General features: G+C 63.5%; 24 protein-coding genes and 1 tRNA gene. 5 read left to right on the forward strand and 20 right to left on the reverse strand.

Going from position 1 to position 23,078, the window contains the following annotated elements:
- Positions 1–9 precede the first annotated feature (9 nt).
- The 16 genes from RS897_RS33785 to RS897_RS33860 all read right to left on the reverse strand — a co-directional run bounded on the left by RS897_RS33785 (position 10) and on the right by RS897_RS33860 (position 15,092).
- Positions 10–1,515, reverse strand: a complete 1,506-nt coding sequence (locus tag RS897_RS33785) for an NADH-quinone oxidoreductase subunit M (RefSeq protein ID WP_315833009.1) — start codon at positions 1,513–1,515, stop codon at positions 10–12.
- Entirely contained in the window at positions 1,515–3,593 is a 2,079-nt protein-coding gene (gene nuoL / locus RS897_RS33790) for an NADH-quinone oxidoreductase subunit L (RefSeq protein WP_315833010.1), read from the reverse strand. Before nuoL ends, RS897_RS33785 begins: the two co-directional genes overlap by 1 nt.
- 6 nt (positions 3,594–3,599) lie before the next feature.
- Positions 3,600–3,908, reverse strand: coding sequence for an NADH-quinone oxidoreductase subunit NuoK (nuoK, locus tag RS897_RS33795; RefSeq protein WP_315833011.1), 309 nt, complete (start codon positions 3,906–3,908; stop codon positions 3,600–3,602).
- Positions 3,905–4,543 (reverse strand): NADH-quinone oxidoreductase subunit J, encoded by a 639-nt coding sequence (locus RS897_RS33800; protein WP_315833012.1) that lies wholly within the window; start codon positions 4,541–4,543, stop codon positions 3,905–3,907. The genes nuoK and RS897_RS33800 overlap by 4 nt, the downstream gene beginning before the upstream one ends.
- Before the next feature lie 9 nt (positions 4,544–4,552).
- Positions 4,553–5,041, reverse strand: coding sequence for an NADH-quinone oxidoreductase subunit NuoI (gene nuoI / locus RS897_RS33805; protein ID WP_315833013.1), 489 nt, complete (start codon positions 5,039–5,041; stop codon positions 4,553–4,555).
- 7 nt (positions 5,042–5,048) lie between these two features.
- Positions 5,049–6,080: an NADH-quinone oxidoreductase subunit NuoH gene (gene nuoH, locus RS897_RS33810; RefSeq protein WP_315833014.1), complete on the reverse strand. Its 1,032-nt coding sequence runs from the start codon at positions 6,078–6,080 to the stop codon at positions 5,049–5,051.
- A 4-nt stretch (positions 6,081–6,084) separates the two neighbouring features.
- Positions 6,085–8,160 carry an NADH-quinone oxidoreductase subunit NuoG gene (nuoG, locus tag RS897_RS33815; RefSeq protein WP_315833015.1) on the reverse strand — a complete coding sequence of 692 codons (2,076 nt, stop codon included), beginning with the start codon at positions 8,158–8,160 and terminating at the stop codon, positions 6,085–6,087.
- A gap of 4 nt (positions 8,161–8,164) precedes the next feature.
- Positions 8,165–8,656, reverse strand: a complete 492-nt coding sequence (locus RS897_RS33820; RefSeq protein ID WP_315833016.1) for a hypothetical protein — start codon at positions 8,654–8,656, stop codon at positions 8,165–8,167.
- A 7-nt stretch (positions 8,657–8,663) separates the two neighbouring features.
- Positions 8,664–9,986 (reverse strand): NADH-quinone oxidoreductase subunit NuoF, encoded by a 1,323-nt coding sequence (gene nuoF, locus RS897_RS33825; protein WP_315833017.1) that lies wholly within the window; start codon positions 9,984–9,986, stop codon positions 8,664–8,666.
- Positions 9,986–10,627 (reverse strand): NADH-quinone oxidoreductase subunit NuoE, encoded by a 642-nt coding sequence (nuoE, locus tag RS897_RS33830; protein WP_315833018.1) that lies wholly within the window; start codon positions 10,625–10,627, stop codon positions 9,986–9,988. Before nuoE ends, nuoF begins: the two co-directional genes overlap by 1 nt.
- 14 nt (positions 10,628–10,641) lie before the next feature.
- A complete protein-coding gene (locus RS897_RS33835; RefSeq protein WP_315833019.1) occupies positions 10,642–11,604 on the reverse strand; it encodes an FkbM family methyltransferase in 963 nt (320 codons plus the stop codon).
- Positions 11,604–12,794, reverse strand: coding sequence for an NADH-quinone oxidoreductase subunit D (locus tag RS897_RS33840; RefSeq protein WP_315833020.1), 1,191 nt, complete (start codon positions 12,792–12,794; stop codon positions 11,604–11,606). Before RS897_RS33840 ends, RS897_RS33835 begins: the two co-directional genes overlap by 1 nt.
- Before the next feature lies 1 nt (position 12,795).
- Positions 12,796–13,416, reverse strand: coding sequence for an NADH-quinone oxidoreductase subunit C (locus tag RS897_RS33845; protein ID WP_315833021.1), 621 nt, complete (start codon positions 13,414–13,416; stop codon positions 12,796–12,798).
- A 28-nt stretch (positions 13,417–13,444) separates the two neighbouring features.
- Entirely contained in the window at positions 13,445–14,038 is a 594-nt protein-coding gene (locus RS897_RS33850) for a NuoB/complex I 20 kDa subunit family protein (protein WP_315833022.1), read from the reverse strand.
- The gene (locus tag RS897_RS33855) at positions 14,008–14,373 is read right to left on the reverse strand and encodes an NADH-quinone oxidoreductase subunit A (protein WP_315833023.1); all 366 of its coding nucleotides are present in this window, start codon (positions 14,371–14,373) and stop codon (positions 14,008–14,010) included. The genes RS897_RS33850 and RS897_RS33855 overlap by 31 nt, the downstream gene beginning before the upstream one ends.
- A 197-nt stretch (positions 14,374–14,570) precedes the next feature.
- Entirely contained in the window at positions 14,571–15,092 is a 522-nt protein-coding gene (locus RS897_RS33860; protein ID WP_315833024.1) for a MarR family winged helix-turn-helix transcriptional regulator, read from the reverse strand.
- Between the two features lie 202 nt (positions 15,093–15,294).
- Here RS897_RS33860 and RS897_RS33865 point away from each other — a divergent pair, with 202 nt between their 5' ends.
- On the forward strand, positions 15,295–16,479 hold the full coding sequence (locus tag RS897_RS33865; RefSeq protein ID WP_315833025.1) for a Rieske 2Fe-2S domain-containing protein: 1,185 nt from the start codon (positions 15,295–15,297) through the stop codon (positions 16,477–16,479).
- A gap of 110 nt (positions 16,480–16,589) precedes the next feature.
- Positions 16,590–17,894: a spinster family MFS transporter gene (locus tag RS897_RS33870; protein WP_315833026.1), complete on the forward strand. Its 1,305-nt coding sequence runs from the start codon at positions 16,590–16,592 to the stop codon at positions 17,892–17,894.
- Between the two features lie 286 nt (positions 17,895–18,180).
- On the opposite strand, the gene RS897_RS33875 is transcribed toward RS897_RS33870, so the two are convergent.
- Positions 18,181–19,353: a fumarylacetoacetate hydrolase family protein gene (locus tag RS897_RS33875; RefSeq protein ID WP_315833027.1), complete on the reverse strand. Its 1,173-nt coding sequence runs from the start codon at positions 19,351–19,353 to the stop codon at positions 18,181–18,183.
- A gap of 166 nt (positions 19,354–19,519) precedes the next feature.
- On the reverse strand, positions 19,520–19,885 hold the full coding sequence (locus RS897_RS33880; RefSeq protein WP_315838829.1) for a DUF4864 domain-containing protein: 366 nt from the start codon (positions 19,883–19,885) through the stop codon (positions 19,520–19,522).
- 201 nt (positions 19,886–20,086) lie between these two features.
- On the opposite strand from RS897_RS33880, the gene RS897_RS33885 reads away from it, so the two are divergent.
- Positions 20,087–20,248, forward strand: coding sequence for a hypothetical protein (locus RS897_RS33885; RefSeq protein WP_315833028.1), 162 nt, complete (start codon positions 20,087–20,089; stop codon positions 20,246–20,248).
- A gap of 123 nt (positions 20,249–20,371) precedes the next feature.
- Here the strand turns inward: RS897_RS33885 and RS897_RS33890 are convergent.
- Positions 20,372–20,448, reverse strand: a tRNA-Asp gene (locus tag RS897_RS33890).
- A gap of 264 nt (positions 20,449–20,712) precedes the next feature.
- Here RS897_RS33890 and RS897_RS33895 point away from each other — a divergent pair.
- Together RS897_RS33895 and pepT are read left to right on the forward strand one after the other, a co-directional pair.
- A complete protein-coding gene (locus RS897_RS33895; RefSeq protein WP_315833029.1) occupies positions 20,713–21,015 on the forward strand; it encodes an HU family DNA-binding protein in 303 nt (100 codons plus the stop codon).
- Positions 21,016–21,108: 93 nt separating this feature from the next.
- Positions 21,109–22,362 (forward strand): peptidase T, encoded by a 1,254-nt coding sequence (gene pepT / locus RS897_RS33900; protein ID WP_315833030.1) that lies wholly within the window; start codon positions 21,109–21,111, stop codon positions 22,360–22,362.
- A gap of 21 nt (positions 22,363–22,383) precedes the next feature.
- Here the strand turns inward: pepT and RS897_RS33905 are convergent, their stop codons facing one another.
- Entirely contained in the window at positions 22,384–23,019 is a 636-nt protein-coding gene (locus tag RS897_RS33905) for a VOC family protein (protein WP_315833031.1), read from the reverse strand.
- Positions 23,020–23,078 lie beyond the last annotated feature (59 nt).

Consider the following 23,078-nt stretch of genomic DNA (forward strand, 5'->3'; position numbering starts at 1 on the left):
TCAAGAAGCTCATGGCAGCGCCGCCGCCTTCACGACCGTAATCGCCTGGCTGTAATTGGTGACAAGCTGCTGGATCGAAGCCGACGACATGTCGAGTATCGGCTTCGGATAAACACCGAACAGGATGGTGAGCACGACCAGCGGCACCAGGATCACGCCCTCGCGCAGGGTCAGATCCTTGATGCCGGCTAGCGACGGCTTGTCCAGCACGCCGAACACCACCTTGCGGTAGAGCCACAGCGCATACCCCGCCGACAGGATGACGCCGAGGGTGGCGACGGTGGCGGTGGGGATGCTGACCTTGAAGGTGCCCAGCAGGGTCAGGAATTCACCGACAAAGCCAGAGGTGCCGGGAAGACCGACATTGGCCATGGTGAACACCATGAAGACAAAGGCATACAGCGGCATCCGGTTGACCAGGCCGCCATAAGCCGCGATCTCGCGGGTGTGCAACCGGTCGTAAACCACGCCGACGCAGAGAAACAGCGCGCCGGAGACGATGCCGTGAGACACCATCTGGAACACGCCGCCAGCGACACCCTGCACGGTGCCGGCGAAGATCCCCATGGTGACGAAGCCCATGTGGGCGACCGACGAATAGGCGATCAGCTTCTTGATGTCTTCCTGCATCAGCGCGACCAGCGACGTGTAGACAATCGCGATGGCCGAGAGCGTGAAGACCAGCGGCGCGAAGTCGTGCGACGCCAGCGGGAACATCGGCAGCGAGAAACGCAGGAAGCCGTAGCCGCCCATCTTCAGCAGGATGGCCGCCAGGACAACGGAGCCCGCGGTCGGCGCTTCGACGTGAGCGTCCGGCAGCCAGGTGTGCACCGGCCACATCGGCATCTTCACCGCGAACGAGGCGAAAAAGGCGAGCCAGGCCCAGGTCTGCATGCCGCGCGGCACGGCGGTGTGCATCAGGGTCGGAATGTCGGTGGTGCCGGCATTCCAGTACAGCGCCATGATCGCCAGCAGCATCAGCACCGAGCCGAGCAGCGTGTAGAGGAAGAACTTGAAGCTGGCATAGACCCGGCGCGGACCGCCCCACACGCCGATGATCAGGAACATCGGAATCAGGCCGCCCTCGAAGAACAGGTAGAACAGCACGAGATCGAGCGCCGAGAAGGTGCCGACCATCAGCGTTTCCAAAAGCAGGAACGCCATCATGTATTCGCGCACCCGCATGGTCACAGATTTCCAGCTCGCGATGATGCAGAACGGCATCAGCGCGGTGGTCAGGATGACAAACGGCAGCGAGATGCCGTCAACGCCCATGTGATAGTTGATGGCCTGCGCCAGCCATGGGGCCTTTTCGACGAACTGGAAGTCCGGCTGCGCCGGATCGAAGCGCCAGACCAGGATCAGCGACACCGCGAAGGTGACCAGCGTGGTCCACAGCGCGATCCAGCGCGCATTGCGGCGCGCCGCCTCGTCATCACCGCGGCAGAGATAGACCAGGATCGCGCCGACGACCGGCAGGAAGGTGACGACGGAAAGAATGGGCCAGGTTGTCATTATTGGCCCCCGAGACCGAATATGAACCAGGTGATCAGCCCGGCGACGCCGATCAGCATCGCGAAGGCATAGTGATAGAGATAGCCGCTCTGAAGTTTGACGGCTCCGCGGGTGATATCGAGCACCCGCGCCGAGATGCCGTCGGGACCGAGGCCGTCGATGACGGCGCCGTCGCCTTTCTTCCAGAGGAAATAACCCAGCCGCTTGGCGGGCCGTACAAACAGGAAGTCGTAGAGCTCGTCGAAGTACCACTTGTTGAGCAGGAACCGATAGAGCATCGGATGGTCGTTGGCGAGCTCGACCGGCAGATAGGGCTTGGCGATGTAGAACACGTAGGACACCAGGAAACCGAGCACCATCATCACCGTCGGCAGGTAAGCGATGGTTTCCGGAATGTGGTGCATCTCCTCAAGGAGGTGGTCCTTCATCTTCAGCGACTCGCGGAAGAACTCTTCCACGCCATGGCCGGCGAACACTTCCTTGAACGGGAATCCGACAAGGATCGAGCCCGCGGCTAGCACCGCCAGCGGGATCAGCATCGTGAGCGGGCTTTCATGCGCCGCCTTGTGGTGCTCCTGATCGTGAGGATCGCCATGGAAGGTCTTGAAAATCAGGCGCCAGGAATAGAACGAGGTCAGACCGGCGGCGATCACGGTGGCCAGGAACGCGTAGAACGCGAACGGATTGTGCGCGACGTAGGCGGATTCGATGATCGCGTCCTTGGAGAAGTAGCCCGCCGTCAGCGGGAAGCCGGTCAGCGCCAGCGTGCCGATCACCATCACCGCATAGGTGAAGGGAATGCGATCCTTCAGCCCGCCCATCTTCCGGATGTCCTGTTCGTGGTGCATCGCAGTGATCACCGAACCCGAGCCGAGGAACAGCAGCGCCTTGAAGAACGCGTGGGTGAACAGATGGAACATGCCGACCGAGTAGGCCCCCGCCCCCATCGCCACGAACATGTAGCCGAGCTGCGAACAGGTCGAGTACGCCACGATCCGCTTGATGTCGTTCTGCACCAGACCAATGGTCGCCGCGAACAGCGCGGTGGTGCCGCCGACCAGCATCACGAAAGCCTGGGCATTCGGAGCCAGCTCGAACAGCGGCGACAACCGCGCCACCATGAACACGCCCGCGGTCACCATGGTCGCGGCGTGAATCAGCGCCGACACCGGGGTCGGGCCTTCCATCGCGTCCGGCAACCAGGTGTGCAGCAGGAACTGGGCTGATTTGCCCATCGCGCCCATGAACAGCAGCAGGCAGGTCAGCGTCAGCGCGTCAACATGCCAGCCGAAGAAATTGATGGTCTTGCCGGTGAGGCCCGCCGCGCCGGCAAAGATGGTGTCGAAGTCGGTCGAACCGATCAATGCGAAGATGGCAAAAATGCCGAGCGCGAAACCGAAGTCGCCGACGCGGTTGACCACGAAGGCCTTGATGGCGGCGGCATTGGCCGACGGCTTCTGGAACCAGAAGCCGATCAGCAGGTAGCTGGCGAGACCGACGCCTTCCCAGCCGAAGAACAGCTGCACCAGATTGTCGGCCGTCACCAGCATCAGCATGGCGAAGGTGAACAGCGACAGATAGGCCATGAACCGCGGGCGGTTCGGATCCTCGCTCATGTAACCGAGCGAATACAGATGCACCAGCGACGACACGGTGTTGACCACCACCAGCATCACCGCGGTCAGGGTATCAACCCGCAGCGTCCAGGCGACGTTGAGGTCGCCGGAGTTGATCCAGGGCAGCAGCGCGACGCGGGCATCATGGTGCATGAAGCCGACGTCGACGAACATCACCCACGACAGTCCCGCCGCGATCAGCAGCAGCGTGGTGGTGATCAGCTCCGCAGCGCGCGAGCCGGCAGCCGGCGGTTCGACCGCATGGTGGTCGTCGTGGCCATGATCGTCATGGCCGTGCGCATCATGGGCGACGGCGGCGTGAGCGGCATGATCATCGTGACCGTGATCATGGCCGTGGTCCATTTCGTCGCCGCTCGGGTTGCGCGCATGCGCGCCGAATATCGCGATCAGACCGGCGATGATCGCGCCCAGCAGTGGCAGGAAAACAATGGCCTGAATCATCAGCCGTCAGCCCTTCATCAGATTGATGTCTTCGACCGCGATCGAGCCGCGGTTGCGATAGAACACCACCAGCACGGCAAGTCCGATCGCCGCTTCCGCGGCGGCTACGGTCAGAACCAATAGCGCGAACACCTGCCCCACGATGTCATTGAGGAACGTCGAGAACGCCACCAGGTTGATGTTGACGGCGAGCAGGATCAGCTCGATCGACATCAGGATGACGATGACGTTCTTGCGATTGAGAAAAATGCCGAGAATGCCCAGCGTGAACAGGATGGCGGCGACCGCCAGATAGTGTCCGAGCCCGATGATCATCGCACCCACCCTTCGGCATCGGCGTCCTGCAGGCCCTGCCCGGACGCCACCTTGCGTACGTCCATCGCCATCTCCTTGGTGCGCGCGTTCTGCACCGGAACGCTCTGGCGCTTGACGCTCGCCTTGTGGCGCAGCGTCAGCACGATGGCCCCGATCATGGCGACCAGCAGCACCGCGCCGGCGAGCTGGAAGTAATGCACATACTTCGTATAAAGCACGAGGCCGAGCGCCTCGGCATTGCTGACATTGGACGGGATCGGCGCCACCACCGTCTTGACCAGCGCCGGGTTGATGACCCAGCCGCCGGCCACCAGCAGCAGCTCAGCCAGGAAGATCGCGCCGATCAGCAGGCCGACCGGCAGATACTCCAGGAAGCCCTGCCGCAGTTCGGCGAAATCGACGTCGAGCATCATGATCACGAACAGGAACAGCACCGCGACCGCACCGACATAGACCACCACCAGGATCATGGCGAGGAACTCGGCGCCCATCAGGATGAACAGGCCCGACGCGTTGACGAAGGCCAGGATCAGGAACAGCACCGAATGCACGGGATTGCGCGAGGCAATCACCATCACCGCGGAGGCGACGCAGATGCCCGCGAACAGATAAAAGAACAGCGCAGGAAGGATCATGCCCTCACCTCAGCGGTATGGCGCATCGAGCGCGATGCTTTTGGCGATTTCGCGCTCCCAGCGGTCGCCGTTGGCGAGCAGCTTGGCCTTGTCATAGAACAGTTCCTCGCGCGTCTCGGTCGCGAACTCGAAGTTCGGTCCCTCGACGATGGCATCGACCGGACAGGCCTCCTGGCACAAACCGCAATAGATGCATTTCACCATGTCGATGTCGTAACGCACGGTGCGGCGGGTGCCGTCGTTGCGGCGCGGGCCGGCTTCGATGGTGATGGCCTGGGCCGGGCAAACCGCCTCGCACAGCTTGCACGCGATGCAGCGTTCCTCGCCGTTGGGATAACGGCGCAGCGCGTGCTCGCCGCGGAAGCGCGGCGAGATCGGCCCCTTCTCGAACGGGTAGTTCAGGGTCGGCTTCGGTTTGAAGAAATACTGCATGGCGAGGATAAACGCCGAGACGAATTCCTTCAGCAGCAGCGAACGGGTTGCGGTTGCGACACTCATAAGGGCCTCATTTCGGCGCGAGCCCGCCGAATTGCAGCACGGCGGCGACGATCACCACCATGGCCAGCGAAATCGGCAAAAACACCTTCCAGCCCAGGCGCATCAGCTGGTCGTAGCGATAGCGCGGCACGATGGCCTTGGCCATCGCGAACAGGAAGAACATGAAGAACAGTTTCAGCACGAACCAGATCACGCCCGGCACCCAGGTGAAGGGCGCGAACGGGAACGGCGGCAGCCAGCCACCCAGAAACATGATGGCGCCCATGGCGCACATGGTGGCGATGGCAACATACTCGCCGAGCATGAACATCATGTACGGGGTGGAGCCATATTCGACCATGAAACCGGCGACGAGCTCGGATTCCGCTTCGACCAGATCGAACGGCGGGCGGTTGGTTTCGGCCAGCGCCGACACGTAGAAGATCACGAACAGCGGGAACAGCGGCAGCCAGTACCAACCGAACAGACCCACCTTGGTGTTCTGCGCCTCGACAATCGCGGTGAGGTTCAGCGAGCCAACGCAGAGCAGCACGCAGATGATGACGAAGCCGATCGAGACCTCGTAGGACACCATCTGCGCCGCGGAGCGTAGCGCGGCCAGGAACGGATACTTCGAGTTCGAGGCCCAGCCGGCCATGATTATGCCGTAGATCGACAGCGACGAGATCGCGAAGATGTAGAGGATGCCGACATTGATGTCGGCAATCACCCAGCCAAGATTGACCGGGATCACCGCCCAGGCAGCCAGCGCCAGCACGCAGGACACCAGCGGCGCCAGCAGGAACACGCCCTTGTTGGCGCCCGCCGGGATCACCGGTTCCTTCAGCACGAACTTCAGGAGGTCGGCGAAGGACTGGAACAGGCCGAACGGGCCAACCACGTTGGGACCGCGGCGGATCTGCACCGCCGCCCAAATCTTGCGGTCAGCCAGCAGGATATAGGCGATCGCGACCAGGAGGATCACCAGCAGCATCACGCTCTGCGCCACCATGATGATCAGCGGCCACAGATAGCTGGTCCAGAATTCGGCGAAGGTCATCGGCTTACTCCGCTGCCGTCAGGATACGGGCCGACGCCAGCCGCGAACACTCGGCCATCGTCGCGGACGCTCGCGCGATGGGGTTGGTCATGTAGAAATCCTCCACCGGGGAGACGAAGCCTGCCTTGTCGACGCTGCCGCCGCGCGCGGCGAGCGTGCCGACCGAGGTCGCATCCGCCGGCGCAATCTGGTCGACGCGCATCAGATGCGGCACCGCCTTGAAGATCGCCTGACGCAGCGCGGCCAGCGAGTCGTAGGGCAGCTTCTTGCCGAGCACGTCCGACAATGCGCGCAGGACCGCCCAGTCCTCGCGGGCATCGCCCGGCGGGAACCCAGCACGGTTGGCAATCTGCACCCGTCCTTCGGTGTTGACGTAAATCCCGGTCTTCTCGGTGTAGGCGGCGCCCGGCAGGATCACGTCGGCGCGGTGTGCGCCTCGGTCACCATGGGTGCCGATGTAGACCACGAACGTACTGTCCGGGACCTTGATCTCGTCGGCCGCGAGCGAAAACAGCACATCGAGCGCGCCGGCCGTCGTCATCTGCGCCGCGTTGAGAGCGCCCTCGCCCGGCGCAAAGCCGATATCGAGCGCGCCGACACTGGAGGCTGCCGACTGCAGCACGGCAAAGCCGTTCCAGTCGTCCTTGATGGCGCCGACACCGGCGGCAAGCTTGGCCGCCTGCGCCAGGATCGCGGCACCATCGGCGCGCGCGGTGGCGCCCGCGCCCACCAGCACGATCGGATGGGTGGCGCCGTTCAGCACCTGGGCAAACGAATGCTTGCCGGCGGCGAGATCGGCCAGCGTGTCGCTGCCGGCGCCGAGATAGTCATAAGCATAGGTCAGGTCGGCCTTCTCGCCGATCACGCCGATCTTGAGCTGGCCGGTGCGCCAGCGCTTGCGGATCCGCGCGTTGAGCACGGCGGCTTCCTTGCGCGGATTGCTGCCGACAATCAGGAGCGCATCGGCCTGCTCGATGCCGGCGATGGTCGGATTGAAAATGTAGGACGCGCGGCCCGCCTTCGGATCGAAGGCGCCTGCGCTCTGTGTCGCCAGATTGGACGAGCCGAGCTTCGCCAGCAGGTCCTTCAGGGCGAACATCTCCTCGACCGCGGCGAGGTCGCCGGCGATGGCGCCGATCCGCTTGCCGTCAGCACGGCCAACCTTGGCGGCGACGGCGGCGAACGCTTCCTGCCAGGAGGCCGGGCGCAACTTCCCGTTGTCGCGGATATAAGGCCGGTCGAGCCGCTGGGTGCGCAGACCGTCGACCACATGACGGGTCTTGTCGGAGATCCACTCCTCGTTCACGGCCTCGTTGACGCGCGGCAGAATGCGCATCACCTCGCGGCCGCGGGTATCGACACGAATGGCGGAGCCGACCGCGTCCATCACGTCGACCGACTGGGTCTTGCCGAGCTCCCAGGGGCGCGCAGCGAAGGCATAAGGCTTCGAGGTCAGCGCGCCCACCGGGCAGATGTCGACCAGGTTGCCCTGCAGTTCGGACGTCAGTGCGCTCTCGAGATAAGTGGTGATCTCCATGTCCTCGCCGCGGCCGGTGGCGCCCATTTCAGCCACGCCGCAGACTTCGGTGGAGAAGCGGACGCAGCGCGTGCACTGGATGCAGCGGGTCATCGAGGTCTTGACCAGCGCGCCGAGATACTTGTCCTCGACCGCGCGCTTGTTTTCGGCAAACCGGCTGGTGTCGACACCGTAGCCCATCGCCTGGTCCTGCAGATCGCACTCGCCGCCCTGATCGCAGATCGGGCAATCCAGCGGATGGTTGATCAGCAGGAATTCCATCACGCCTTCGCGCGCCTTCTTGACCATCGGCGAGCGGGTCGACACCGACGGCAATTCGCCATTCGGGCCGGGCCGGCAATCGCGCACGCCCCAGGCACAGCTTGCGACTGGCTTGGGTGATCCCTTCACCTCGACCAGGCACATGCGGCAGTTGCCCGCGATGGACAGCCGCTCGTGGTAGCAGAAGCGCGGAATTTCGGCGCCGGCGGCCTCGCACGCCTGCAACAGCGTGTACTCCGCGGGAACTTCGATTTCCTTGCCGTCGATGAGAAGCTTCGTCATCGTCTCACGACTTCCTCAATTTGCAATCCGGCGCAATCACGCCGGCCTGTTGCATCGATGTCTTGATCCATTGCTGCGCGCCGCCGCTGAAGGTCGCCAGGTAGGCCGGCTCCGCAACATTCTTTTCGCACAGGAACGGAAGGTGTGGTTTCAGGTCGTAATCGCACGACGCCTGCCACTCGCGCTTGTCGGCGAACGCCACGATCGCCTCCTCGCAGGAGTAGAGAAAATAGGAAACGAAACTCTCGTACTGCGCCAGCATCTCGCGACCGCCGGCCTTGATCGCATCCAGGTCCGGGACGGAAAATTTTGGATTCTTCAGCGCCAGATCGGTGTAGCCGAGAAACGCCTGACGCGCCGCAGCCGCACGGTTGTTGGAGCGGATCTCATTGATCTGGAACAGGATCGCGACAAAGCCGAGCAAGGCAACGGCCGCCTGCGCCATCTGCGCAAGCGTTCCGAACTTCTGCCACCATGCTGCAGCCGGTTGCGCCATGCCCTGATTACTCCGCAGCGACCATGTGGGCCGGATCAAGGATCCCAACATCATCGACACCGGCCTTGCGGGAGAAGTCATCGATGCGTCGCTCGATCTCCGGTCTGAAGTGCCGGATCAGGCCCTGGATCGGCCACGCGGCCGCATCGCCGAGCGCACAGATGGTGTGGCCTTCGACCTGAGTCGTGACCTCGAGCAGCATGCCGATCTCGCGCTTGTGGGCGCGTCCCTCGACCATGCGCGACAGCACGCGCCACATCCAGCCGGTGCCCTCGCGGCACGGCGTGCACTGGCCGCAGCTCTCATGCTTGAAGAAGTAGCTGATGCGCGCGATGGCGGCGATCACGTCGGTCGACTTGTCCATCACGATCACGCCGGCTGTGCCGAAGCTCGATTTCACGGCACGGGTGCCGTCGAAATCCATGATCAGATCCTGGCAGTCGGCCGCCGGGATCATGGGGCACGATGCGCCGCCGGGGATGATCGCGAGCAGATTGTCCCAGCCGCCGCGGATGCCGCCGCCGTGCTTCTCGATCAGCTCCCGGAACGGAATGCTCATGGCCTCTTCGACCACACACGGCGTGTTGACGTGTCCGGAGATGCCGTAAAGCTTGGTGCCGACATTGTTCGCGCGACCAATGGAGGCGAACCACGCCGCGCCGCGGCGCAGGATGTCCGGCGCCACCGCGATCGATTCCACATTGTTGACCGTGGTCGGGCAGCCATAGAGGCCCATGTTGGCCGGAAACGGCGGCTTCAGTCGCGGCTGGCCCTTCTTGCCCTCGAGGCTCTCCAGCAGCGCGGTTTCCTCGCCGCAGATGTAGGCGCCGGCGCCGTGATGCACATAGAGATCGAACGGATAGCCGTGAATGTTGTCCTTGCCGATCAGCTTTGCCTCATAGGCCTGATCAACCGCCGCCTGCAGGTGCTCGCGCTCCCGGATGAATTCGCCGCGCACATAGACGTAACAGACATGCGCGCCCATCGCCATGCTGGCGATCATGCAGCCCTCGACCAAGAGATGCGGATCATGACGCATGATCTCGCGGTCCTTGCAGGTGCCGGGCTCGGACTCGTCGGCATTGACCACGAGATAATGCGGACGGCCGTCCGACTGCTTGGGCATGAACGACCATTTCAGGCCGGTCGGGAAACCCGCGCCGCCGCGACCGCGCAGGCCGGACGCCTTCATCTCGTTGACGACCCAGTCGCGCCCCTTGTCCAGGATCGCCTTGGTGCCATCCCAGGCGCCGCGTGATCGGGCGCCTTCAAGGCCCCAATCGTGCACGCCATACAGATTGCGGAAGATGCGGTCCTTGTCGTCCAGCATCACACTTTATCCTTCAAAGTGGCGGTGGTCGAAGCGACATCCTGCAACGAGGTCTGTCCGCTGACGGGGGCTGCGAACTGCCGACCCGTCTGCGAACCCGGCTTCGGCGTCGTGCCGGCAGCAAAGCCGTCCAGCACCTTGTTCAGGCTGTCCACCGTCAGGTCTTCGTAAGTGTCCTTCCAGATCATCACCATCGGCGCGTTCACGCAGGCGCCCAGGCACTCCACCTCTTCCCAGCTGAAATCGCCGTCGGCGGAGACATGGAACGGATCATGATGGATGCGGTGCTGGCACGCCTTGATCAGGTCGCCGGCGCCGCGCAACTGGCATGGCGTGGTGCCGCAGACCTGCACATGGGCCTTCTTGCCCACGGGCTGCAGCAGGAACATCGTATAGAAGGTCGCGACTTCCAGCACGCGCACATAAGGCATATCCAGGAGATCAGCCACGGCGCGGATCGCAGGCTCCGACACCCAGCCTTCGTGCTCTTCCTGCACCTTCCACAGGATCGGAATCACGGCGGAGGCCTGGCGTCCTTCCGGATATTTCGCGATCTGGGCGTTCGCCCAGGCGAGAGTTTCCGGCTTGAACGTGAAGCTCGCGGGCTGCAGCTCTTTTGGTGCGAGGCGGCGGACGGACATCGGCTTTCAGTCTCTCAATGAACGCTGCGCCCGGCGCGGGCGTTCAGGTGATGGAAACGCTCTTCCCAGAACGCGCTCGAGGTCGCGAACACATTGTAGCCAATGTTGCGCGCGGTCTTGATGCGATCCAGCATCGAAAGTTCTTTCAGGGTCTCGAACCGGTTGCTCACCGGATCGTGGACGATCAGCTTCAGCTGCGTGTGATCAAGGATATAGCGCGACACCGTGTGGGCGCGATCGGAGCCATGCTCCTCGCACAGGATCACGGTGTCCGCCTGCAACAGCCGGGTGCCGCCCCTGATGGCGTCGATCTCGACGCCCTCGACGTCGAGCTTCACCAGATAGCGTCCGGTGGCGGCGATCTTGCCGTCGTCGATCAGGTTGTCGAGCGCGAGCACCGGCACGTCTTCACCGACTGCATTGGCCGGACCGGCAATGCTGAAGGCCTCGTGCTTGGTGCCCGACAGCCGCGCGGTGCCGCGGACCGCGCCGATTGCGCAGTTCAGCACTTCGAAACGGTTGCCGCTGATCGCCGCATTGTTGGACAGCTTGGCAAAATTGACCGAAGACGGTTCGATCGCGATCGCCTTATGGGCACCGAACGGCGCGCTCGACACCAGCACCGACCAGTAGCCGTAGTTGGCGCCGCAATCGATCAGCACATAATCGACGTCGCGGGAATCCAGAAACAGCAGTTCGAGCTCGCTCTCGTAGCTGAGCGAGCGATTGAGCAGCTTGCTCCAGTAACCGTCGCCATAGGGAAACGCAAAGATCGCGTCGGCGTTCAGCCGCATGGCGATGTCGCGCTCGGGCAGTGTCTTGCGCAGCAGGTTGGCGCACATGTTGTAGCCGCGATGGGCGAACAGCGACGACACCTTCGATCCCGCGATCAGTGTCAGCGCGGCAAGCTGCTCCCACGCGTTCGCCCCCTCGAGGACGCCCGTTGTCCGGTCGTACTGGATGGGAGCCAGCGCCATCAGCGATCGACCTCACCGAACACGATATCGAGCGAGCCGAGGATAGCCGAGACATCTGCCAGCAGATGCCCCTTGCAGATGAAGTCCATCGCCTGCAGATGCGCGAACCCGGGCGCGCGGATCTTGCACTTGTAGGGCTTGTTGCTGCCGTCGGCGACGAGATAGACGCCGAACTCGCCCTTCGGCGCCTCGACCGCGGCATAGACTTCGCCAGCCGGCACGTGGAAACCCTCGGTATAGAGCTTGAAGTGATGGATCAGCGCTTCCATCGAGCGCTTCATCTCGCCGCGGCGCGGCGGGAAGATCTTGCTGTCCTCGGTGGCGACTGGCCCCTGCGCATCGGCCAGCCGCAGTTTCTCGATGCACTGTTTCATGATGCGCACCGACTGGCGCATCTCCTCGACGCGGATGCAGTAGCGATCGTAGCAGTCGCCGTTCTTGCCGATCGGAATGTCGAAATCCATCTCGGCGTAACACTCGTAGGGCTGCGACTTGCGCAAGTCCCAGGCGGCGCCGGAGCCGCGCACCATCACGCCGGAGAAGCCCCACTCCCACGCCTGCTCCAGCGTCACCACACCGATGTCAACGTTGCGCTGCTTGAAGATGCGGTTGTCGGTCAACAGCGTCTCGAGATCGTCGACCACCTTGAGGAACGGATCGCACCAGTCCCAGATATCCTGAATCAGCGCCGGCGGCAGGTCCTGATGCACGCCGCCGATGCGGAAGAACGCCGCGTGCATGCGGCTGCCCGACGCGCGCTCGTAGAACACCATCAGCTTTTCGCGCTCTTCAAAGCCCCACAGCGGCGGGGTCAGCGCACCGACGTCCATCGCCTGCGTCGTGACGTTAAGCAGATGCGACAGGATGCGTCCGATCTCGCAGTACAACACGCGGATCAGCTGTCCGCGGCGCGGCACGGCGATGCCGAGCAGCTTTTCCGCGGCGAGGCAGAAGGCATGCTCCTGGTTCATCGGCGCGACATAGTCGAGCCGGTCGAAATACGGGATCGCCTGCAGATAGGTCTTCTGCTCGATCAGCTTCTCGGTGCCGCGATGCAGCAGGCCGATGTGCGGATCGACGCGCTCGACCACCTCGCCGTCGAGCTCGAGCACCAGGCGCAGCACGCCGTGGGCCGCCGGATGCTGCGGCCCGAAATTGATGGTGAAATTGCGGAGCGATGCCTCAGCCATTTTAACTGCCTGCCTTTCCGCCCGCCGCCTTCTCGTCGCCGGGCAGCGGATAGTCCGCGCCTTCCCACGGCGACATGAAATCGAACTTGCGGAATTCCTGATTAAGCTTGACCGGCTCGTACACCACCCGCTTTTCCTGGTCGTCGTAACGCACTTCGACGAAGCCAGTGAGCGGGAAATCCTTGCGCAGCGGGTGGCCGTCGAAGCCGTAGTCGGTCAGAAGCCGCCGCATGTCCGGATGACCGGTGAAGATCACCCCGTAGAGATCATAGGTCTCGCGCTCGAACCAGTCAGCGCCGGGAAACACGTCGATAATCGACGGCACCTGCGTGGTCTCGCCGGCAAACGCGCGCAGCCGGACGCGCTCGTTCAGGACCGGCGACAGGAAATGATAGACCACGTCAAAGCGCAGCTCGCGGCCCGGATAGTCGACCGCGGTGACGTCGATAAAGTTGACAAAGCGAAATCGCGGATCGTCGCGCAAGGTCCGCACGATCTCCACAATTTTGCCGGTCTCGACGGTGATCGTCAGCTGGTTGAAGGCGACGTCGTGCGCGAGCGCGGCGCCAGGCAGCGCTTCGACAATCGTCTGGCCCAAAGCATCCAGTTTGGCGTCGTCCATTCCTGACAGCCTTCAGCGTTGCAAATCTTTAGCGTTCAATCGTGCCGGTGCGCCGGATCTTCTTCTGCAGCAGCATGACGCCGTACAGCAGCGCTTCGGCCGTCGGGGGACAGCCCGGCACGTAGATATCGACGGGCACGATGCGGTCGCAGCCGCGCACCACCGAATAGGAGTAGTGATAGTAGCCGCCGCCGTTGGCGCAGGAGCCCATCGAGATGACGTAGCGCGGCTCCGGCATCTGGTCGTAGACCTTGCGCAGCGCCGGCGCCATCTTGTTGGTCAGCGTGCCGGCGACGATCATGACGTCGGACTGGCGCGGCGAGGCCCGCGGGGCAAAGCCGAACCGCTCGGCGTCGTAGCGCGGCATCGACATCTGCATCATCTCGACCGCGCAGCAGGCGAGCCCGAAGGTCATCCACATCAGCGAGCCGGTGCGCGCCCAGGTGATCAGGTCGTCGGTCGCGGTGACGAAGAAGCCCTTGTCGGCGAGTTCGTTGTTGACCTCGAGGAAGAAGCGATCGTCCGCCCCCACCGGCTTGCCGGTGCGCGGATCAAGTACGCCGGTTGAGGCCTGTGCGACAGCTGGCTGGATCAATCCCATTCCAGCGCTCCCTTCTTCCATTCATAGGCAAAGCCGATGGTCAGCACACCCAGGAATACCATCATCGACCAGAACCCGGCGGCGCCGAGCTTGCCGAAGGCCACCGCCCACGGGAACAGGAAGGCGACTTCGAGGTCGAAAATGATGAACAGGATGGCGACCAGATAGAAGCGCACGTCGAACTTCATGCGCGCGTCGTCGAAGGCGTTGAACCCGCACTCGTAGGCGGACAACTTTTCCGGATCCGGCTGCTGGTAGGCCACAAGGAAGGGAGCAATCAGAAGCGCCAGACCGATTACGACAGCGACGCCAATGAACACGACAAGGGGTAGATAACTCTGCAAGATGCCGCCCATCGGCGATCCTCGATCTCAGCGGAAGAACCGTTCCGCAGATTCGCGAAACTTTGGAATGGTTCTGGATTAGCGCAGTGCAACAGGGGTGGCAAGACAAGGTATTTTGAGGATTCCTGCCGGTGGGTCGAAGTCCGGGGACAAGTCTAGGTGCAAGTAGTGACAAGTCTTTTTCAGGCGGCTGGCCTGGACACAATTCCTTAATCCGAATACCCCCTCTCCGCCTCCAGCATGTCGACCGCCCGGGCGGTCAGACGGTCGATATAATCCAGCAACATTTGCTCCCGTTCCTCACTCAGCCCCTCCAGGAGGTGCTGCTGGCGCTCGATCGCACCGGCGACGATCCGGTCATGGGCCGCCAGCCCGGTTTTGGTCAGCGAGACCAGAATCTCTCGCGTGTCGCGTGCATTGACCGCCTTCGCGACCAGCTTGCGCGAAACGAGACCGGCCAGCGCCCGGCTGATCTGCCCCTTGTCCATGCCGACCGCATCCGCCAGCCGCGCGACACTCATCGGCGGCCGCCGGCCCAGTGACGCCACGAGGCCGAACTCGACCGACGACAGCCCGGCCAGACGCTTGTAGCGCAACAACGCGCCCCGCTTGAGCAGGTTGCCCAGCACAATCAGCCGCGACGACATCATCACCGTGATCGGGGCCAGCGCCGGATCGTCGGAGCCGCCGTCCGGGATGTGCTGCTCGCCTGTCGCTGGGGATCTCGCCATCCGCCGACCTCTGCCAAGAAAACCGCGTTTAGCCAAGAGCCGGCCGAGAGCAAACCGACAGTGCGTCACATATGAAGCGGACTGCCTATCCCCGCTTTAGCGGCTCCCTGCGTTAATCGTTGACATTGTCATCGATCTATTCTCCAATTTTGAAACGCTCAAAAAGCGCGGCCGCAGAAGTCGCATCCGGGGAGACCACGTCATGACCATCGGCACACACGACACCGGCACGGGCTATGAGATGAAGCCGCCGTCCTACAAGGCGGACCTGACCGAGGTTGGGCGCGGCAAGCCGATGGGCGAACTGTTGCGGCGGTATTGGCACCCGGTGGGACTGTCGCGCGATGCCGGCGACGTGCCGGTCCGGGTTCAGGCGTTGGGCGAAGACCTGGTCCTGTTCCGCGACAGGCAGGGACGGCCCGGCCTGCTCCACGCCCGCTGCTGCCACCGGGGAACCACGCTGTATTACGGCAAGGTCGAGGACAGCGGTATCCGCTGCTGCTACCATGGCTGGCTGTTCGACACGCAGGGGCATTGCCTGGAACAGCCCTGCGAGCCGGAGGGTGGCAGCTTCAAGGACAAGGTGCGCCAGCCCTGGTACCCGGTCGAGGAGCGCTACGGGCTGATCTTTGCCTATATGGGTCCGCCGGACAAAAAACCGGTGCTGCCGCGCTACGACTGCCTGGAGACCATGGACGGCGGCGAATTTGTGGAGGCCGACGATAGCTCCATCGGCGGCGGCGGCCCGGCGATCATCCCCTGTAACTGGCTGCAGCACTTTGAGAACGTCGCAGACCCCTACCATGTGCCGGTGCTGCACGGCTCGTTCAGCGGCCCGCAGTTCACCAACATGATGGCCTCGATGCCGGAGGTTCGTTTCGAGACCACCGACCGCGGCGTCGCAATCCGCTCGGTCCGCCCCCAGGACGGCGGCAAGGTGTTCTACCGGGTCACGGAAGCCATCTTCCCGACCCTGCGGGTCGTGCCCAATCCGCGCGTGGCACAGTTTGCGCGGGTGGAATCGATCGGCTGGATGCTGCCGCTGCACGACACCGCGTTCCGCATCTATGTCGCTGGGCGCGTGAAAACGTCCGGCGACATCGGCCGCATGCGCTCGAAGTTCAACGGCAAGTTCTGGTGGGACATGACCGAGCGTGAGCACCAGCAATTCCCCGGCGACTACGAAGCCCAGGTCGGACAGGGACCGATCACCCTGCATTCCGAGGAGCATTTCGGGCAGAGCGACCGCGGCGTGCTGATGGTCCGCCGCACGATCCGCAACCAGCTGGACGCGATGGCCGCCGGCCGCGATCCGGCCGGCGTCAGCTTCGATCCCGACGCACCGCCGATCGTGTTCGAAGCCGGCAACTATATCCGCGACGTGTAACGGCCTGCGCCCAAACGGGTGCAGATCTCATGACCGAAAAAAGCTCCGCACCGTCCCGGCGACGGCAAGCGGACCCCTCATAAAACGAAGAATATTTCGGGAGGATCACCATGGTCGACTTGGCTCCGCAGGCGGCCGCGCCGCCGCAGGTCAGCGCCGTCTCGCCGGTGCGGCGCTATTATGTGCTGGGGCTTTTGACTGCGATCTATGCCCTGAACTTTCTCGACCGCACCATCTTCAATGTCCTGATCGAACCGATCAAAAAGGAATTCGCACTCAGCGACACCATGATGGGGCTGCTCGCGGGCTTCGGCTTTGTTCTGTTCTATTCGACCCTCGGCATCCCGATCGCGCGGGTCGCCGATCGCATCAACCGCCGCAATATCGTCGCCGCGGCCCTGGCGTTCTGGAGCGCCATGACATTCTGCTGCGGTCTTGCCTCCAGCGTCACGTCGCTAGCGCTGGCGCGGATCGGGGTCGGCATCGGCGAGTCGGCAGGAACGCCGGCCTCGCAGTCGCTCGTCGCGAACCTGTTCAACAAGAACGAGCGTCCCCGGGCGCTCGGCATCTACGCCATCGGTACTTATCTCGGCGTGTTCCTGGGGTATTTTATCGGCGGCTGGGTCAACCAGCACTATGGCTGGCGGATGGCGTTCATGGCCGCGGGCCTGCCGGGTGTCGGGCTCGCCGCGGTACTGTGGCTGACGGTCTCCGAGCCGAAACGCGGCGCTGCCGATCCGGCGACGGCCGCGATCAAACCGGAGCCGCTCGGCGCAACGCTGTCGTTCCTGTTCACGCAAAAAACATTCGTGATCGTGCTGATCGGCTTTTGCCTGACGACCTATACCAACTACGCCACCTCGGCCTGGATTCCGCCCTTCCTCGCCCGCGTCCATCATTTGACCAGCGCGCAAATCGGCACCTATGCCGGAACGTTCAAGGGCCTGTTCGGCATGGCCGGCACGCTGGCCGGCGGCCTGATCGTGGCGCGGATCAGCCGCAGCGACGACCGCTGGAAGCTGTGGGCGCCAGCGATCATGTCCGGCCTCGCCGGACCGGTGTTTGCGGTCTGCATGCTGACATCGGATTTCAGCACCATGGTCGCGGCGCTGGCGCTCACCTCGTTTCTGGTCGGCTTCCATCTCGGGCCGATCTTCGCCATCGCGCAGACCGTCGCCCGCCCCAGCATGCGGGCGCTGGCCTCGGCGATCGTGCTGCTGACCGCCACCTGCTTCGGCCAGGGCGTGGGACCGCTGGCGGTGGGCATGATCAGCGATGGCCTGAAAGCGAGCTACGGCGCGGACGCCGTGCGCTACGCCCTGCTCTCCGCGGGCGTGACGACGACACTCGGCTCACTGCTGTTCGTGTGGGCGGCGCATGCGATCCGCGCTGATATCGCGCGGGCGGCATCATAACGCCGGGGATAAAATTCGCGGTGCCGAGCTTTTGCGCGGAATGGGACGACGCTCCCTGGCGAACATGCCACCACGCGCACGCCGTCAGGTTTGGTCAATTGCTAGACCGACAGCGTTTTTCCGATCCTCTTGGATCGGAAAAACGCGTCTTCTTAAAAGACAACGCATTTTCTTCACGCGAACCGGTATCCACTTCGCTTGAAAATGCGCTTGCAAAAAGCTCGTCGGCACGCGCCGCCGTCGGACATATTGCGTCCGGCGGCGCGCACCACGCCGACAACGGCTCTCAAAGATAGCCGCGCTTGGCCAGATTGGTCATCAGCGCGCCGATGCCGAATTGCCAGCGCTCGCATTCATCGCTGGTGCGCATCCGGTTGGTGAGCTTGCCGAGCTTCGGCGTCTCGATGGTGACGATATCGTCACGCTTGTGGGTGAACCCTTCGCCCGGCGCGCCGCGATCCTTGATCGGCGCGAACATGGTGCCGAGGAACAGCGCGAAACCATCCGGATACTGGTGGGTCGGCCCGATGGTCTGCTCCACCAGATCTTCCGGATCCCGGCTGATCTTGCTGATCGAGGAATGACCGTCGAGCATGAAGCCGTCCTCACCCTTGACCGTCATGGCGATGTCCATGGCCCTGATATCATCGAGGCTGAAGCTCTTGTCGAACAGCCGCAGGAACGGCCCGATGGCGCAGGAGGCGTTGTTGTCCTTGGCCTTGGACAAGAGCAAGGCCGAGCGGCCCTCGAAATCCCTGAGGTTGACGTCGTTGCCAAGCGTGGCGCCGACGATGCGGCCGTGGCTCGACACCACCAGCACCACTTCCGGCTCGGGATTGTTCCAGCTCGATTTCGGATGCAGGCCGGCATCCATCCCGGCGCCGACCGACGACAGCACCGGCGCCTTGGTGAAGACCTCCGCATCCGGACCGATGCCGACTTCGAGATACTGGCTCCAGGCCTGCTGCGCGACCAGCACCTCCTTCAGGCGCATCGCCTCAGCGGAGCCCGGCTTCAGCTTGGAGAAATCATCGCCGACCAGGCGGACCACTTCCGCCCGGATCGCGGCAGCCGAGGCCGGATTGCCCCGCGCCCGCTCCTCGATCACCCGCTCCAGCATGGAGACCGCAAAGGTCACGCCGGCGGCCTTCAGGACCTGCAGATCGACCGGTGCCAGCAACCAGGGCTTTGTCACATCGCGCCGGTCGGGTGGCGTGTTGGCGAGAATGCCGTCGAGATCACCGATGTGCACCCCGACGACGCCCCTCAGCGCGACCGCGGGATCAACCTCCTCCGCCAGCGCGCTGATGGTCGGGAAACGCGACGTCACATCGAAAACGCCGCCGTCGCGGATCGCCACCACCGAGGGGCCGGCAGCCGCTGGCAGCCAGACCCGGCCGACCAGCGTTCCCGCCGTGCCGTCATCGGGCAACACCGAGACCGCGTTCAAGGCCACCATCATTCATCTCCCCTTTTGTCGGATTGTTGTGTTGCTCGCTGCCCTATCATTTGCCGGGCGCGAGGCCAACCGGGCCTGCTGCAGGGCTGGCGATTTCGGATTGCCCCAGATTTTGGGATGCAATGTCCGGAGTTGGCGGCGGCGTTCGTCCGGCCAGGAGCCAGCGTTAGACCGCTTGCCCCGGCGCCTTCTTCAGAACGCATCCCACGATCTTCAGGCTGCCGTCGGGCTGCGGCTCGAGGGTGTACAGCGCCTCCCAGGCCTCACCGTCCGCATCGATGATGTGCACGTCCTGCTGGATCTGGCCCGCCACGTTGCGGGCATCGCCGAACTCGAAACTCTTGTGGCGATAGATCGGTGCGTAGCTGCGGCGGACCATCGACATGAAGATGTCAGCCTGTGGAAAGATGTTCTGGATGGCGGGTGCGGCGTAGGAATATGCGGCGGCGGCATCGTCACGGCCGAACGCTTCGGCTTGCGAGCGGATGGTGTTTTGTGTGGCAGCAACGACGTCAGCAACGGCCGGCGTCATCAAGCCAAGGACAAGCGCGAAGCATAGAAGCAAACCACGCACGGGCAGACCTCCTGTCGGACAATGTCCAGCACCAGGATATTCTGCCTGATTTCCTGGCCGGCAACCAACCCATCTGGCGCGCTCCGCGTTCAATCTTGATTTTCCGGCGCGAGTTCATCAGCATCGCGCCATGACCCATAAGATTGGCCGCCGGATTCAATGAGAACGTTCTTTCGCTGGATGACCACGCCGCCGCAGGCCTATGCCGTATATGCCGTTCTGGTGATCGCTATCGGCAGCCTGTCGTTCCTCGCCGGAACGCTGAAGCCCAAAAAGCCCCCCGGCGCGGCGCCACCTGCCGTGTCAGCCCCGCACAACTGAGCCGCATCCAGATCAGGGGAACATCGTTTCGCGGAAATCGCGCGACCAGCAGCCGAGATACGTAAAACCGCCCGTCCAGCTGGACGGTGCCATGGTCAAATTTTGCTAAGTCATTGAATTTGTTGGCGCGAGAGACGGGGCTCGAACCCGCGACCTCCGGCGTGACAGGCCGGCGCTCTAACCAACTGAGCTACTCCCGCAAGGACGGCGAACAACGCCTCCGCGATGGATGTGGGACTTAAAGGGGCGCCCCGCGCAAGTCAAGGCGAAGTCTTGATGAAGTTCCGGGAAAGCGTCGTCGAGATCGAACGGCGCGCGTTTCCCCCTTTTCTGACAGGGTTTTCGCAACCGCAATGCGAAAAATGCCCTGTTTAAAGGCTTTACAGCGTAGTCAGGGCACGGCCGAATCAAATAAGCCCGAATTTGGCTTCATTTTCGAGTGCCATAACCGAGGAGGGTCAACCATGGCGAAGAAAGCAGCAGCTACCCCAGCCACCGTCACGCTCAAGCACCTGGCCGCCGCGCTGGCCGAGGACCATGAGCTGTCCAAGAAGCAGACCGAAGCCATTCTCGGCGACCTGGTGACCCGCGTCACCAAGCACCTGAAGAAGGGCGAGCGCATCCGCATCGTCGGCCTCGGCATTCTCCAAGTTCGCAAGCGGGCTGCCCGCATCGGCCGCAACCCGGCGACCGGCGAACAGATCCAGATCAAGGCCAGCAAGAAGGTTGCCTTCCGCGCGGCCAAGGAACTCAAGGAAGCCGTCTGATATCGGCCTCTTTTCAGTTTATGATCGGCCCGGGGCAAAGCGCAGCGACTGCCCCGGGCTGATGTCCCTGTGATCGCTGCGTCGGCTTTCACAGTGACCCTCCCCCTCCCGTTTACCTACACGGTGACCGAACGCTTCGTGCGCTACGTCGCCATCGATACCCAGTCCGATCCGGACTCGCCGACCTGCCCCTCCACCGACAAGCAGAAGAACCTGGGCCGCCTGCTGGCCCAGGAGCTCAGGGATATGGGCATCAGTGACGCTCATCTCGACGAGCACGGCTACGTCTACGGCACGCTCCCGGCGACGACCTCCAAGCAGGTGCCGGTGATCTGCTTCTGCTCGCACATGGACACTTCGCCCGACTGCACCGGCAAGGACGTCAAGCCGCAGATCGTGAGCGATTATCAAGGCGGCGACCTCGTGCTGCCGGCGGATCCCTCGCAGATCATCCGCGTCGAGGAGCACCCGGCGCTGCGCGAGCAGATCGGCAACGACATCATCACCACCGACGGCACGACGCTGCTCGGCGCCGACAACAAGGCCGGCGTCGCCGAGATCATGGATGCGGCGCGCTTCCTGATCGAGCATCCGCAGATCAAGCACGGCACCATCAAGATCCTGTTCACCCCCGACGAGGAAATCGGCCGCGGCGTCGACAAGGTCGACCTCAAGAAGCTGGCGGCAGACTTCGCCTACACCATGGACGGCGAAAGCGCCGGCCATCTGGAAGACGAAACCTTTTCCGCCGATGGCGCCGTCATCGCCATCCAGGGCGTCAGCGCCCATCCCGGATTCGCCAAGGGCCGGATGGAACATGCGATCAAGATCGCCGCCCGCATCATTGAGCGGCTGCCGAAGGACACCTGCTCGCCGGAAACAACTGAAGACCGCGAAGGCTTCCTGCACGTCACGCGGCTCGAGGGCGGGCTCGACAGCGCGCAGATCAGCCTGATCGTACGCGACTTCACCGAGGCCGGTTTGAAGCAGAAGGAGGAACTGCTGGAGTCCATCACGCGGGATGTTTTCAGCGACTTCCCGCGGTCGTCCTACCGGATGGAGATCAAGCCGCAATACCGCAACATGAAAGAGGTGCTCGACCGTCATCCGGAGATCACCGCCCATGCCGAGGAAGCTATCCGGCGCGCCGGCCTGACGCCGGTCCGGACCAGCATCCGCGGCGGCACCGACGGCTCCCGTCTCTCTTTCATGGGACTGCCCTGCCCGAACATCTTCGCTGGCGAGCACGCGTTCCACTCGCGTCTGGAGTGGGTCAGCGTGCAGGACATGGAGAAGGCGGTGCAGACCATCGTGCACCTGGCGATGGTCTGGGAGGAAAACGCTTAGAGAGTGTTTCCAGGCAAGGATTCAGGTCAGTTCCTTCGGACCGGCCGGTGTTTCGATCAGCGCGCGATAACGCAGCTCGTCGCCCTGCCGCACGACCGGGGCGTTGGTCACGCCGAGATAACGGTAGAGCTCGGCCGCGCGGGCCGGGTCAGGATGTTCGACAGCAAACGAAGTCAGCTTCGCGCCGAGGTCCGGCATGGTCGGCGCCGGCGTGCCGCGTGCGCCCCAATCCATCACGGATGGCGCGAGGCCGCCGACGGGACGCGATCCGTCCGGCGACACCAGGAAATGCCAGGACCGGTCGCCGCGCGAGACTTTCGTCTTCAGGCCCAGGAAACGGCCGTAGTGGGCCTCCGCGGCGTCGAGGTCGTCGGTCCGTGCCACCCAGCCGCGCAGCCGTAGTCCCTGATCCCAGGCAGCGCGAACCTCGCCGGCATCGTCGAGGCCGAACCAGCGCGGACGCCCCGGGGACGGCGCGTCGGGATCGATGGCGATGACTTCGAGGAACACATCATCGCCGAGACGAAGCAGCCGATTGTGCGTCCCCATTTCAGGATGGGCGCCGCCGGTCGACATCTCGATATCGAGGCAAGCGCGCACATGGGCAACGCCTTCCGCAAGCGTCGGCGCGATGATGGTCAGATGATCGAGTTGCATCGCAGAATTTTCAAACCGTGGAAAAGCCGCCGGCATCCTATCACGATCGGCGGACCTCG

This window comes from Bradyrhizobium prioriisuperbiae, from assembly GCF_032397745.1.
Classification (GTDB): Bacteria; Pseudomonadota; Alphaproteobacteria; order Rhizobiales; family Xanthobacteraceae; genus Bradyrhizobium_A; species Bradyrhizobium_A prioriisuperbiae.

Bases quoted from the DNA above. Each gene is read 5' to 3' on its own strand.
- RS897_RS33785 (WP_315833009.1), bottom strand. From the start codon at position 1,515: ATGACAACCTGGCCCATTCTTTCCGTCGTCACCTTCCTGCCGGTCGTC.
- nuoL (WP_315833010.1), bottom strand. From the start codon at position 3,593: ATGATTCAGGCCATTGTTTTCCTGCCACTGCTGGGCGCGATCATCGCC.
- nuoK (WP_315833011.1), bottom strand. From the start codon at position 3,908: ATGATCATCGGGCTCGGACACTATCTGGCGGTCGCCGCCATCCTGTTC.
- RS897_RS33800 (WP_315833012.1), bottom strand. From the start codon at position 4,543: ATGATCCTTCCTGCGCTGTTCTTTTATCTGTTCGCGGGCATCTGCGTC.
- nuoI (WP_315833013.1), bottom strand. From the start codon at position 5,041: ATGAGTGTCGCAACCGCAACCCGTTCGCTGCTGCTGAAGGAATTCGTC.
- nuoH (WP_315833014.1), bottom strand. From the start codon at position 6,080: ATGACCTTCGCCGAATTCTGGACCAGCTATCTGTGGCCGCTGATCATC.
- nuoG (WP_315833015.1), bottom strand. From the start codon at position 8,160: ATGACGAAGCTTCTCATCGACGGCAAGGAAATCGAAGTTCCCGCGGAG.
- RS897_RS33820 (WP_315833016.1), bottom strand. From the start codon at position 8,656: ATGGCGCAACCGGCTGCAGCATGGTGGCAGAAGTTCGGAACGCTTGCG.
- nuoF (WP_315833017.1), bottom strand. From the start codon at position 9,986: ATGCTGGACGACAAGGACCGCATCTTCCGCAATCTGTATGGCGTGCAC.
- nuoE (WP_315833018.1), bottom strand. From the start codon at position 10,627: ATGTCCGTCCGCCGCCTCGCACCAAAAGAGCTGCAGCCCGCGAGCTTC.
- RS897_RS33835 (WP_315833019.1), bottom strand. From the start codon at position 11,604: ATGGCGCTGGCTCCCATCCAGTACGACCGGACAACGGGCGTCCTCGAG.
- RS897_RS33840 (WP_315833020.1), bottom strand. From the start codon at position 12,794: ATGGCTGAGGCATCGCTCCGCAATTTCACCATCAATTTCGGGCCGCAG.
- RS897_RS33845 (WP_315833021.1), bottom strand. From the start codon at position 13,416: ATGGACGACGCCAAACTGGATGCTTTGGGCCAGACGATTGTCGAAGCG.
- RS897_RS33850 (WP_315833022.1), bottom strand. From the start codon at position 14,038: ATGGAAGAAGGGAGCGCTGGAATGGGATTGATCCAGCCAGCTGTCGCA.
- RS897_RS33855 (WP_315833023.1), bottom strand. From the start codon at position 14,373: ATGGGCGGCATCTTGCAGAGTTATCTACCCCTTGTCGTGTTCATTGGC.
- RS897_RS33860 (WP_315833024.1), bottom strand. From the start codon at position 15,092: ATGGCGAGATCCCCAGCGACAGGCGAGCAGCACATCCCGGACGGCGGC.
- RS897_RS33865 (WP_315833025.1), top strand. From the start codon at position 15,295: ATGACCATCGGCACACACGACACCGGCACGGGCTATGAGATGAAGCCG.
- RS897_RS33870 (WP_315833026.1), top strand. From the start codon at position 16,590: ATGGTCGACTTGGCTCCGCAGGCGGCCGCGCCGCCGCAGGTCAGCGCC.
- RS897_RS33875 (WP_315833027.1), bottom strand. From the start codon at position 19,353: ATGGTGGCCTTGAACGCGGTCTCGGTGTTGCCCGATGACGGCACGGCG.
- RS897_RS33880 (WP_315838829.1), bottom strand. From the start codon at position 19,885: ATGACGCCGGCCGTTGCTGACGTCGTTGCTGCCACACAAAACACCATC.
- RS897_RS33885 (WP_315833028.1), top strand. From the start codon at position 20,087: ATGAGAACGTTCTTTCGCTGGATGACCACGCCGCCGCAGGCCTATGCC.
- RS897_RS33895 (WP_315833029.1), top strand. From the start codon at position 20,713: ATGGCGAAGAAAGCAGCAGCTACCCCAGCCACCGTCACGCTCAAGCAC.
- RS897_RS33905 (WP_315833031.1), bottom strand. From the start codon at position 23,019: ATGCAACTCGATCATCTGACCATCATCGCGCCGACGCTTGCGGAAGGC.